The sequence below is a fragment of the Paenibacillus paludis genome, from assembly GCF_042610515.1.
Classification (GTDB): Bacteria; Bacillota; Bacilli; order Paenibacillales; family Paenibacillaceae; genus Paenibacillus_AQ.
This window is the reverse complement of sequence record NZ_JBGJZP010000018.1, coordinates 1-12603: the sequence shown is the minus strand read 5'-3', so window position 1 is coordinate 12603 and position 12603 is coordinate 1. Positions and strand designations below refer to the sequence as shown.

The 12603-nt window shown below is 50.8% G+C and carries 10 protein-coding genes; 6 read left to right on the top strand and 4 right to left on the bottom strand.

The window, feature by feature from the left end:
• Positions 1 to 15 precede the first annotated feature (15 nt).
• From ylbJ to ACAN56_RS26405, 4 genes are all read left to right on the top strand, one after another.
• Positions 16 to 1254, top strand: coding sequence for a sporulation integral membrane protein YlbJ (gene ylbJ, locus ACAN56_RS26420; RefSeq protein ID WP_379146553.1), 1239 nt, complete (start codon positions 16 to 18; stop codon positions 1252 to 1254).
• A 125-nt stretch (positions 1255 to 1379) separates the two neighbouring features.
• On the top strand, positions 1380 to 2183 hold the full coding sequence (locus tag ACAN56_RS26415; protein WP_038596204.1) for an NAD kinase: 804 nt from the start codon (positions 1380 to 1382) through the stop codon (positions 2181 to 2183).
• Positions 2184 to 2370: 187 nt separating this feature from the next.
• The gene (locus tag ACAN56_RS26410) at positions 2371 to 3552 is read left to right on the top strand and encodes a copper amine oxidase N-terminal domain-containing protein (protein ID WP_379146551.1); all 1182 of its coding nucleotides are present in this window, start codon (positions 2371 to 2373) and stop codon (positions 3550 to 3552) included.
• A 59-nt stretch (positions 3553 to 3611) separates the two neighbouring features.
• On the top strand, positions 3612 to 5048 hold the full coding sequence (locus tag ACAN56_RS26405; RefSeq protein WP_052092296.1) for a S41 family peptidase: 1437 nt from the start codon (positions 3612 to 3614) through the stop codon (positions 5046 to 5048).
• Between the two features lie 110 nt (positions 5049 to 5158).
• Here ACAN56_RS26405 and ACAN56_RS26400 read toward each other — a convergent pair whose 3' ends face one another.
• Together ACAN56_RS26400 and lipA are read right to left on the bottom strand one after the other, a co-directional pair.
• The gene (locus tag ACAN56_RS26400) at positions 5159 to 5944 is read right to left on the bottom strand and encodes a YutD family protein (protein WP_379146549.1); all 786 of its coding nucleotides are present in this window, start codon (positions 5942 to 5944) and stop codon (positions 5159 to 5161) included.
• A gap of 195 nt (positions 5945 to 6139) precedes the next feature.
• Complete coding sequence (lipA, locus tag ACAN56_RS26395) at positions 6140 to 7042, bottom strand: lipoyl synthase (RefSeq protein ID WP_038596209.1); 903 nt, start codon at positions 7040 to 7042, stop codon at positions 6140 to 6142.
• Between the two features lie 302 nt (positions 7043 to 7344).
• Between lipA and ACAN56_RS26390 the strand changes: the two genes are divergently transcribed.
• Positions 7345 to 8433, top strand: coding sequence for a M23 family metallopeptidase (locus tag ACAN56_RS26390; RefSeq protein ID WP_379146546.1), 1089 nt, complete (start codon positions 7345 to 7347; stop codon positions 8431 to 8433).
• Between the two features lie 39 nt (positions 8434 to 8472).
• Here ACAN56_RS26390 and ACAN56_RS26385 read toward each other — a convergent pair whose 3' ends face one another.
• Both ACAN56_RS26385 and ACAN56_RS26380 read right to left on the bottom strand, forming a co-directional pair.
• Complete coding sequence (locus tag ACAN56_RS26385) at positions 8473 to 10173, bottom strand: alpha amylase N-terminal ig-like domain-containing protein (RefSeq protein WP_038596213.1); 1701 nt, start codon at positions 10171 to 10173, stop codon at positions 8473 to 8475.
• Between the two features lie 208 nt (positions 10174 to 10381).
• Positions 10382 to 11050 (bottom strand): alpha/beta hydrolase, encoded by a 669-nt coding sequence (locus tag ACAN56_RS26380; RefSeq protein ID WP_340896673.1) that lies wholly within the window; start codon positions 11048 to 11050, stop codon positions 10382 to 10384.
• A 770-nt stretch (positions 11051 to 11820) separates the two neighbouring features.
• Between ACAN56_RS26380 and ACAN56_RS26375 the strand changes: the two genes are divergently transcribed.
• Positions 11821 to 12603, top strand: a 783-nt coding sequence (locus ACAN56_RS26375; protein ID WP_379146542.1) for a beta strand repeat-containing protein, incomplete at its 3' end; no start/stop codon positions are given.

Here is a 12603-nt window from a genome sequence, read left to right as displayed (position 1 = left end):
TTGGAGGCGTTGACTATGCTCTTGAAGAAGATTGCCGGCCCCCTGCTAGGTCTCATCTTTGCCGGCTGCATCCTGCTGATGCTGGCTCATCCGGCAAGCGCTCTGGCTGCAGCGTTGCGCGGGCTGGCCATCTGGTGGGACGTGCTGTTCCCCTCGTTGTTTCCGTTCTTTGTCATTTCCGAAATCATGCTCGGCCTCGGCATAGTTCATCTCTTCGGTGCGCTGCTGGACCCTTTGATGCGTCCGCTGTTCAATATTCCCGGCAGCGGCGGATTTGTGGCGGCCATGGGATATGTATCAGGATATCCAGTTGGTGCCAAATTAACCGCAAAGCTGCGGGAACAGGGCCTGGTCAACCGGGTGGAAGGGGAGCGCCTCGTTGCGTTCACCACCTCCTCCGATCCTATTTTTCTGCTGGGTGCCGTATCGGTCGGTTTTTTTCATGATGCTTCTTTAGGACTAGTCCTGGCGCTTGCCCATTACGGAGGGGGCTTGATCGTAGGCCTGCTGATGTCCTTCCATGGACGGAAAGAACATACATTATCCGCTAAAAATCAGACTCCCCCTAGTGGACAAAACTCCGGGCGGCTGCGCATGGCACTGAGCTCCATGGCCGAAGCCCGGCGCAGGGACGGGCGGAGCTTCGGCGAGCTGCTTATGGGGGCTGTGCAATCCTCACTGCTGCTTATTATTGTCGTAGGAGGGCTGGTTGTATTCTTCACCGTGCTGATGGAGCTGCTGGCCCGCGCCGGAATCATGTCGACACTGTTCGGACTGACAGACCGTATTCTCTCTCTGGCAGGGTTCCCGCCTGAATTGTCGGCGGCTCTGGTCAGCGGCCTGTTCGAGGTTACCCTGGGCGCCCGTTCAGCCGGTGAGGCGACGGCTTCAATTCCGCTGCATTTCAAAGCAGCTGCAGCTGCTTTTATTCTCTCCTGGGGCGGATTATCCGTACATGCCCAGGTCGCAAGCATCCTGAATGGCACAGGACTGCGTTATCTCCCCTTCATGCTTGCCAGACTGGTCCACGCCTTTCTGTCAGCGGGCTTGCTGCTGCTGCTCTGGAAGCCCGTCATAAGCTCCGGGTTGTCAGAGCATTGGAATTCATTGCCTGCCGCTTCCGGGCTTGCCTCTCCCGCCTCTGCTTTCGTCTCCAGTCTAAGCCTGCTTGGCCTGCTGCTGGGTGGGGCTTTGCTGCTGTCGCTGCTCATAATGCTATCCGGCATAGCAGCGCGCACATGGCGGCGGCATTAATCCTGAAAGGATACTGAACAATATACGCAAGAAGGACAGTCTTTTCATCGCTCTAATATTGTGTTCCGGGTCAAGATTGATTATGATCGGTGTATGACTGAATCATACAAAGGAGCCTGTACATCTTGAGATATTATGTTCTGGACCGCGGAGACGAATTGTCCATTAAACTTGCGGAGCAATTTCACAAGCTGGCGGCGGAGCGGAACCTGGAGCTGGATGCCGAATCTCCTGAAATCGTCATTTCCATTGGCGGTGACGGAACTATGCTGCACGCTTTTCATACTTTTATCGATCAGATTCCCAATTTGGCTTTTGTAGGTGTGCATACCGGACATTTGGGCTTCTATGCGGATTGGCAAGCGGAAGAGCTTCCGACACTGATCGACTATATGTGCGGAGTGGGTGACTCCATGCCACATAAACCGCGTATCGTGCAGTATCCGCTGCTAGAACTGGAAATCCATAAAAAATCAGGTTCCACCTCGCATATTGCCCTGAATGAGTTCACCCTTAAAGGTGTTGACGGAACGGTGGTCATCCAGGTTGACATTAATGACGTTACCTTCGAGATGTTCCGCGGCGATGGCTTATGCCTCTCCACGCCATCAGGCAGCACCGCCTACAACAAAAGTCTTGGAGGTGCTATGGTGCATCCGTCGATTGAAGCGCTGCAAATTGCCGAAATTGCATCGATCAACAATCGTGTGTTCCGTACGATGGGTTCGCCGTTGCTGCTGCCCAAGCATCATCACTGCGACATCTTTTCCCGCAAAGACCAGCGCCTGCTGCTGACGATTGACCATAACAATATTCCAGTGGATGACCTGGTCTCCGTCCGTTGCCAGGTATCCGACAAAAAAATCAGCTTTGCCAGATACCGCCCGTTTCCTTTCTGGAACCGTGTCCGTGAAGCCTTTCTGGTCTAGGGAGCTGGTCCTAACTTCAGAGGTGGGAAAGCCGGGAATGCAACGACATTCCCGGCTCTTTTATGCTTGGGGGCGTTTAACAAACTCCTCTATTACAGCTAACACAAGTTGATAGACAGGGAGAATTTCCATTGGTATAATGAACCTATTTTACATAGTTATGTTTATTTTAAAGGAGAGAATACCGTTGAAAAAATTAATATCTTTATTAGGCACCAGCCTGTTGGCACTTGTGCTGGCAGTCCCCGCTTTTGCCGCAGAACAACCGATTAAGGTCTATATTAACGGCAGCAATGTTTCATTCACGGCGGGTACTCCTTACCTTAAGAATAATACTGTACTCGTTCCTTTCCGTGTCATCTTCGAAAAGCTTGGACTTCAGGTGCTCTATAATGCCCAGACGGGAACCATCACCGGCACCAGCTCCTCGCTTAAGCTCAGCCTCAAACTCGGCAGCAACCGGGCTACACTGAACGGAACCGTCAAAAAAATGAGTACAGCGCCCCTCTCCATCGGCGGCACTACTTATATTCCTTTGCGTTTCATTGCTGAAGCTACCGGCGGCACAGCCGTCTGGGACTCTGGCAGCAGAAGCGTCAAGATCAAAGCCGCTGTGTCCACTGTCACCGACGAGAAGGATATTACGGCCTTAATTCATTTGGCCAATCAATATTATAATACTGAACAAGCCAGTCGCTTTTATTCGCTTGTGGATGCAGGTGAGGACGTTACGGGAATGGTAGCCGATATGGATTCATCCTTTGAGTTGTATGATGTCAAGAATACAATAGAAAGCCTCAAGGTGCTGCAAATCCAGGGAAATGAAGCGACTGCCGTCACGGTTGAGAAAGCTGTTCGAACCGGCGGCGTTTATATTCCTGACGAGAACATTGAATATTTGTATGAGCTCGTCCGTAAGGACGGGAAATGGAAGATCGCCTCGATGGAGGTGCAAGACAGAACGGTGCTCCTGACCCGTGAACAGGGAATGACAGCAGCAGTGCTGCCGCAAGCTACAGCAACAACCATCAAAGATAAACTCAGCAAGTATTATCAATATATGAGCGCTGAGAATACGGATGCTATCTCCGCCCTGATGACCTCATACGGGGAGGAGTACGATGCGGCAACAAAGTCGGATATGCAGGACTATTTTGATACCTATGATCACCGCTATACACTGGATAACTCGAATATCTTCTATTATTCTAACGAAGAAGCCGCTGTGTATGCGGAAACCACCATTAAGGATGCCGATAGCGGGGAGAGCTACAAGCAGTCACTCATCTTCCTCTTTGTGAAGTCAGAAGAAGGTGCGTGGACGGTTGACGAAACCTATAACCTTAGCTTTGATGGTGATCAATCATAATCTTAAGACAGACAGCTGTAATGCATCATCAAATATAATAAAAAAGGGCGTATGCACTTATGAAATCCGGTAAAATCATGTCGGCCGTTCTTAGCGGCTGTCTTGCGTTCTCCCTCCTCTTAGCACCTGCTGCTTCAGCGGCAGAGAGCGCACAGACCGATTCAAACACGGAAATTATTAACGAAATTATGGACTATATTGAATCCTACAACGTGGAAGGGGTAGACAAGGATACCCTGATCCGTGGTGCAATTGACGGAATGATCTATACGCTCAATGATCCTTACAGCATGTACCTCGACAGTGACGAAGCCGCTGAATTTCAACATCAGCTTGAGCTTGAATATGTCGGTATCGGTTTTTCGCTGGCGAGAAATGGGAATGAAGTGTACATTGAAGAAATCACCCCCCGTTCTCCCGCCGAACAAGCGGGTCTGAAACGTGGTGACGTTCTTCTGAAGATCAACGGTACGGCCATCGATGATCTTGAGGCCGATCCCTTTAGCGCAGCGCCGGGCAGCAAGCTGACCCTAACAGTCAACCGAAGCGGAGCGGCCAAATCCGTTAACGTAACCCTGAAAAGTATGGTAACAACCTCTGTCACCGGCAAAATTGTCGGCCAGAAAATCGCCTACATCGCATTAAGCGGCTTCACGCAAAATGCCGACAAGGAATTCTCCGCTATGCTGGATAAGATGCGGGCAGCTGGGATGAAATCGCTCGTGTTGGATCTGCGCAATAACGGAGGCGGCTATATTGATGTTGCCAAGAACATTACCGCCAAGTTTATGGAGTCGGGCATTATGATGTACACCTCCGACCAAAGTGGCGCTCTGACTCCGGAAATTATAAAGGGTGGCAGTAAAATCGGCGTGCCTGTCGTCGTCCTGACGAATGAAAACTCCGCCAGTGCCTCCGAAGCCCTGACCGGCGCTCTGCGCGATAATAAGATCGCGACTATCGTCGGTACCCGCACATACGGCAAAGCCAGAATTCAAAACCTGGTGCCCGTATCCAACGGCGGAGAACTAAAGCTCACGACTTTAAAGTACCTGACCCCGAACAAGGAGGACTTTAACCAGATCGGCCTGAAGCCGGATATTGAAGTCCAAAGCAAAACCGCGCAGCTGATTACCGCCCTGCAAATTGCCGGAATGACCAACATTACTGCGTCCGGAGATAACCATATTCTGAACATCAATGGAAGTCCTTTTGCCGGAAATGTCGGTCTCTTGAAGCAAGGAGACAAGGTTTATGCTTCGGCACGCGTGCTGGCCACCCTTGTCGAGAGCGATGTTACTTGGGATGCCAAGAACAAGAAAGTGCTCGTCACGAACGGAGCCGGCAGCATCTCCAGCTTCGCCTTAGCCTCCAAAGAAGCCCTGTCCCAGAATGATGAGACCTACATTGAACTCAATGCATTCAAGAAGAAATTCCCTGCGCTAACCTGGAGCTACGACGCCGCACTCAAACAGTTGAAATTATCCGTTAAATAGCGGATTATATCGCACAGCAGAAACAAAAGAATGCCCCGCCAGCCATGTATGGCTGCGGGGCATTCTTGTTTTATACCAATCCCAGAACAGACGACAGTTGCCGCCTTTGCTTAGTTTGAAGAATTCTGGGGCGGGTTCTGCGGATTCTGCTGGTTCTGCGGGCTTTGCTGGTTCTGCTGCTGTCTGCCCTGAAAATCTTTATTGCCTTTTTTGTCTTTATTCCGGTGGTTCCGGCTTTGATGTTCCCGCACAGGTCTATCCTTAGACGAATGATCCCTGCCGTTTCCGCCAGTACCCTTGTCCCGGGCCGGGTTAGAGTAAGAAGATTTCGATTCCCGCTGCTCTTTAATTACAGCATCCGGTTCAGCCGGCTCTTGTTCAAGGTCTTCCTCCAGCGCCGGCTCCGGTATTTCTTTAATCAAGATATCCTTGAATGTGCCTTCCTTCGGCTGCTCTTTCAATTTATGCAGAACAAAATAGGCACAGCCGAAATTGCAGTATTCATTAATGTAATCCACCATGCCTGAAATAGCCGTATCCCGGTTCACCTTCGGATGGTTGTCCCGGTAAAAGCCTTTCAGACGTAATTGGCTGTATCCCCAGTCACCGATAATATAATCGTAACGGTCCAGCACCTCGCTGTATCTCCCGCGAAACGCCTCCGGATTCCAGCCGTCCTTATGATCCAACATGAGCTCGTAGCCTTTTCCACCTATAACGATCAAGCGTGTGTCGCCTGCCTTTCTTTTGCATAATGGGAGCGGGAGCGGGGGCGTTGATAAGCCGCCGTTCCGCGGAATTTCGAATTTCCGGCCGCTGTTGTTGTCCGATTTCTTCATCTTAACCGCCATGCGGTTGAAATCGGACAACAAAGGCGAACGCTGGCGCTCCTCCAATTTCGAAATTCAGCTCCACGGCTCCATCAACGCGTGATGGGGTGGACCTACAACATTAACCCAAGGGCCTCTGCTCGCCTACGGCTCACAATCGGCCCTTTTCCCTCTAAAACCTAAAACCTTAAAGACTAAAGACTAAAGATAAACCCTGTGACTCCGTCACGAAGGCAATTTTGTTTCCCTAAATTTTAATTATTACTGTGAAACTGAACGCTCCTCACGGGCTTTTGCAGCGGACTTGACCTGCTCATGCGCACGATAAGAGCTGCGGACGAGCGGACCCGCTTCCACATGACTGAAGCCCCGTTTCAGTCCTTCTTCCTTCAGCAAAGCAAATTGCTCCGGCGGATAATATTTCTCCACATTTAAATGCTTAGGGGAAGGCTGCAGGTATTGCCCTAATGTCAATATATCACAATCTGCCGCCCGCAGATCATCCATCGCCTGAAGTATTTCGTCCCATTCCTCTCCAACGCCTAGCATGATGCTGGATTTGGTAGGAATATCTGGTTTGATCTCCTTCGCCCGGCGCAGCAGCTCCAGAGAGCGGCGGTACTTGGCTCTGGCCCGCACACGGTCCGACATCCGCTCTACCGTCTCTATATTATGGTTTAGGATGTCCGGGCGGCTGTTCATTACAATTTCCAGGCTGTCCCGGTCTCCGAGAAAATCCGGGATCAGTACTTCCACACTGCATAGCGGAAGACGTCTTCGAATAGCAGCAACAGTCTCGGCAAAAATCGCCGCACCGCCATCCTTCAAGTCATCGCGGGCCACGCTTGTCACCACACAATGGTTAAGCTTCATGCCTTCTGCAGCTTCAGCAACACGCTCCGGCTCCAGCAGGTCCAGCTCCGTGGGCAGACCTGTATTCACGGCGCAGAAACGGCAGGCCCGTGTACAAATGTCTCCCAGGATCATAAATGTAGCCGTACGGTTCGCCCAGCATTCATAAATATTGGGACAACGTGCTTCCTCACATACGGTATGTAAAGTTTTGGATCGCATCATGCCTTTAATATCCTGATAATTATCACCGGTTGTTAACTTGATTTTAATCCAGTCCGGCTTGGGTTGTTTGGCTGTTCTATTAGTCAAAGTGGTGAACCCCGCTTTCGCCTGAATATAAGTTCCATGGTTAAAAAGTTGCTGCCTCATATTATATCATGTGCCATTAGCAATTGCCTGTTTTTGTGAAATTCAACTTGCAAACTTGTTTGCCCTGTACTTCAGATAGACATCAGCTCTTTCTGCAGGGTATTTGTTCATACTTGGTAGCTTTAGACAAGTACGGATAAAAACATCCCTTTTGCTTCAAATTAAAAGAAAAAGAAGTGCATCTGTCAATACCTGCCCGATGTATTGTACAATTCCACGGCGGAATTTAGGAGGTTATTATCATGCTGGCACCATTCAGAAATTATAGAAAAGTGATCACCGTATCCTGCTTGTCGGCTGCCCTATTGCTGTCGGGCAGCGGGGAAGCGGCTGTTGCAGCCACCCGGGGGCATAACCTCCCGGCCGTCAAATCCAGCGGCGTTCCTGCCGGCAGCAAGGTGAATGATGAGGCTGCACGCAAGGAGCTTTATGAGCAAATGAGTGCTGCTACCGGCATTCCCTGGTTCAGATTCGCTGCCATTGACCAGTATGAGCGGACGATCGCTAAGAAAAAGGGAGGCACGGAAGTATCCGCTTCTTCCCGTCTTACCAGCATCGCCATTCCTGCACCGGTATGGTCCGGTCCGCTGAATCCGGATCAGGCCGATAAATCGCCTGATTCCATCAGCTTCTTCGGCGGTTTCGGGCAGGACGGGTCCGGGGACGATCTTGCCGATCCCGCAAATGATGCCGATGTGCTCTACAGCATGGCACGCCACCTTCTGAATTATGGAAACTCTGCGAATGACTTCAACATTGCAATTTGGGAGTATTATCATAATGGCCGCGCGGCCCAGCGGGTGGCGCAGTTCTCTAAGCTGTATGAGCATTTCGGACGGCTCGACCTGTCAGGCAGCGCTTTTCCGCTGCCTGTCGGAACGATGTATGCTTACCGCAGTACCTGGGGCACCGGCAGAAGCTGGGGAGGTGCGCGCATTCACGAGGGAACGGATCTGTTCACCCCGCACGGAATGACTGTGCGCAGCACCTGCTTTGGAGTAGTGGAGACCAAGGGGTGGAACCGCTTTGGCGGCTGGAGAATAGGCATTCGCGATATCGAGAACCGATATCATTATTACGCCCATTTGGCCGGGTATGAGAAATCCATCTCCCGCGGAGATATCGTCACACCCGGGCAGACTCTTGGCTGGGTCGGCAGCTCGGGGTATGGCAAACCCGGAACTCAGGGCAAATTCCCTCCCCATCTGCATTACGGCATCTACCGCGACCGGGGAATTACAGAGTGGGCCTTCGATCCTTATCCTTTGCTCAAGCAATGGGAGAATCAGGAGTACCGGACACTTAGGAAAAATAAGAAAAACAAATCATGAACCTGAGCCCGGCCGTATGATTTCATCCGCACCGTTCGGCTAGTTCAACATCAGGCAGCCGAACGGTTCAATCTCCACAAGAATCCGTTTGGCATTCCGGATGGTCCTTCCACTCAACAAGTCAGTCAGTTCATTTGGGTCAGGGCGGAAACTGCTCAGCTCAAGCTGATAATGATTTGGGGAGTTGTTGAGAATCAGCCCTATTGGGTCCTGATCACCCCGCCGCACAAAGCCGAGGACATTACGCGCCTCATCAGTGAACCAGGGGCGGAATGCGCCTTTTTGCAGGACGTTATGTGCTTTCCGCAGGGCAATCAGCTCCTTATACCAATTGCGCAGTTCCTCATTCTGCTCCTGCCTGTGCCAAAGCATCGGTTTTCTGCAGTGCGGATCGGTGGCCCCTTCCATTCCGACTTCATCTCCGTAATAAATCATTGGCAGGCCAATATAGGTCATCTGAAAAAATATAGCCAGCCTCATCCGCTGAAGGGCTGTACCCGCCCGGTTCCAGCCGCGGCCGCCTTCCTTGCAGGCTGTCAGAAACCGCTGGGTATCATGGCTGCCAAGCAGCTGGAACATTGCCGAGTTAGCCTGATCATTGCAGAGTGCTTCGATATGGAGCAGCTGCTCCATGAACCGCTGCGGGCCCGTGGATTGTTCCGCAAAAAATTCCAGCACCGCATCGCGCAGCACATAATTCATCCCGCCATCAAACTGGTCACCCCTTAACCACGGGCCTGAAGCATGCATGATTTCCCCAATCAGCAACAGTTCAGGAAATTCATCCTTCAGTTCGCGGCGAAACCGCGACCAGAACAGCGGATGGACCTCATTGGCCACATCCAGACGCCAGCCGTCAATTCCCGCTTCACGTATCCAATGCTTAGCCACACCGAGCATATAATCAGCAACCTCAGGATGATTCATATTCAGCTTGGGCATTTGGGCTTCGGCCTTTGCGAAGGTCTCATAGGTTGGAACCGGAGACTGCTCAACCGGATAGGAATGGATAAAGAACCAATCCTTATACCGCGAATTCTCCCCATGTTCAAGCACATCTCTGAAAGCAAAAAAAGTATCGCCGGAATGGTTGAACACAGCATCCAGCAGCACCTTGATCCCGTGGCGGTGTGCCTCAGCGACGAGCTCCTTAAGCTCCTCTGCTGTACCAAAATCAGGATCAATCTTGTAATAGTCCGATGTATCATATTTATGCTCTGAAGGAGATTCAAAGATAGGTGTCATGTAGATGGCGGTTACGCCGAGTTCCTGCAGATAGGGTATTTTTTCTGTAATTCCCTGCAGTGTTCCACGGTTATAGCTGCTGGGATATATCTGATAGACAATGGCTCCGCTCGTCCATGAAGGCAGCTCCAGCGCCTGGTCGGCATGCAGATAAGCGTATTGAAAAGACCCGGCACGTTCGCGGTTTTGGGACTCTCCCCGCTCCCCGTACCATGTATAATCACCCGCAGGATTTTTTACATAGAACAAATATCTGCATTTGCCGGTTTCCGTCCGGATTACCGCCTCATGAATCTCATAGGCGCCGGCTGAACCGATTTTCTCCATAGACTGCGGCTGTTCACTGCCCGGGGAATCATAGCGGTCGGAGTGAACCACAGTACAGCTTAAATGCTGTCCGGCAGGCACAAACAGCCGCAATTTCAGGGCTCCCGGTCCAGCGGGAAAGGCAAAAGGATCTTCTGACGTATGGTACAAAAACCAGTGGTTTGACATATTTTTTAATCTCCTTTTTATTATCAGTCCCGGAATTTTCCGGACAAACTCAACCCGTTAGGGAAACCGGTTTCCTTCATAAAAATTACCATGTGCTGTATACGTTGTCAATGCAAATCAACTCTATAAATAAGAAAGAGCCTGCTTCACACTCATCGGTGAAAGAGGCTCTGCAAGCGGCGCTTGATATATTATTTTCACACACTATTCAGGAAGCCCCTGAGCGCTCGATAAACTGCAGTACTTCATTCATGATCCGCTCACTGTCATCGCAATGGCAAACCATATGACCGCTGTTCTCCACCATCAGCACCTGTTTGCGGCCGGAAGGAATGGTCTGCTGCAGGTAACCGGCGCTTTTGGTCTTCACCAGATGATCTCTTCTGCCCTGCACGATCAAGGTCGGAATCTCGATGCGCGGATAGACCTCAAAGCTTTCGCGGACCAGCCGCTGAAATTCCCGGGTGGCCTTCGCCGGCGTCGAGCCGAATTTGCTGAAATAATTCCTGAGCATGGCTGGGCTGCCCAACGTTCTGAGAATCTCAAGCACGTTCAGCGGAAACACAGGCGCCGACAGCAGCGTAAGCGACTTAATCCGGGCTTGGTATTGTACCGAAAGATGGGAAGCGATCAACGCTCCGGTAGAAAAACCAATAAGATGAACGCTCTCCGTCTGGTTCAGCAAACTCTTTAATTCATCTTCGGCACTTTGCCGCCAATCATGCCTGTCCGAGTGAAGCAGATCTTTTCTGCTGCCGCCGTGCCCTTTAAGCGTGAAGGTCCTGGAATGGTAATTATGCTGCTCCATAAACCGTGACAACGGAGAGATTTCGTGTTCTCCCCCGGTGAAGCCATGAATAAACAAACAGCTATCCATAACCATTCCTCTTTTCGTTTAGATTTTTTGGCCGCTGGGTTTATATGTATCCGCCTTATTTTAACCATTTTAAGAAAAATAAACCTCAACGTCCAATCGTTAAGGTTCACTTCATCATTATGTCATTAAAAATATACTCCTATTATGCGGCTTTAACCGGCTTGTTTGGGAATCTGCGTATTTTGCCATGCCAACCCAGTCATCCTCTTCAATCCTCCATATATTAATATCACACCATTCGAATGGTTTATTTTTATCCGTACAGGCTGTGTTCTAGCAATGACGGAAGCAATAATGTTTAAGACCCAGACGACGGTTTGGGTCTTTTTACGAGTAAGCTTGCTGTTCCTATTCTATGAAGAAAGGATGAATAACTTTGCCTAACTTTAGTTCATTCCAGTCCAATCCGGATAATTTGCGCACACTTATTTTCGGGCGGGACCCCGTCTCACTTAACGATCTTCCCCTTACTACGGATCCCAGCGGTAACCTGACCACAGTTATCCTGAATGGTACGATTACCAGCGTACTGGGGGCCACCATCACTGCCGGTACGTTGTCATCGGCTGGTACAGTCACCAACCTGCTCAACGGTACGATTACCAGCGTATTGGGGGCTACCATTACCGCAGGTACGTTGTCGTCCGCTGGTACAGTCACCAACCTCTTAAACGGTACGATTACCAGCGTANTCATCGGCTGGTACAGTCACCAACCTGCTCAACGGTACGATTACCAGCGTATTGGGGGCTACCATTACCGCAGGTACGTTGTCGTCCGCTGGTACAGTCACCAACCTCTTAAACGGTACGATTACCAGCGTACTCGGTGCTACCATTACTGCTGGTACTTTATCGTCAGCTGGTACAGTCACCAACCTGCTTGACGGTACAATTACCAGCGTGCTGGGGGCTACCATCACTGCCGGTACGTTGTCGTCGGCTGGTACAGTCACCAACCTGCTTGACGGTACAATCACCAGTGTACTGGGGGCTACCATTACTGCCGGTACGTTGTCATCGGCTGGTACAGTCACCAACCTGCTCAACGGTACGATTACCAGCGTATTGGGGGCTACCATTACCGCAGGTACGTTGTCGTCCGCTGGTACAGTCACCAACCTCTTAAACGGTACGATTACCAGCGTACTCGGTGCTACCATTACTGCCGGTACTTTGTCGTCGGCTGGTACAGTCACCAACCTGCTCAACGGTACGATTACCAGCGTATTGGGGGCTACCATTACCGCAGGTACGTTGTCGTCCGCTGGTACAGTCACCAACCTCTTAAACGGTACGATTACCAGCGTACTCGGTGCTACCATTACTGCCGGTACTTTATCGTCAGCTGGTACAGTCACCAACCTGCTTGACGGTACAATTACCAGCGTGCTGGGGGCTACCATTACTGCCGGTACGTTGTCATCGGCTGGTACAGTCACCAACCTGCTCAACGGTACGATTACCAGCGTACTCGGCGCTACCATTACTGCCGGTACATTATCGTCAGCTGGTACAGTCACTAATCTGCTTGACGGTACGATTACCAGCGTA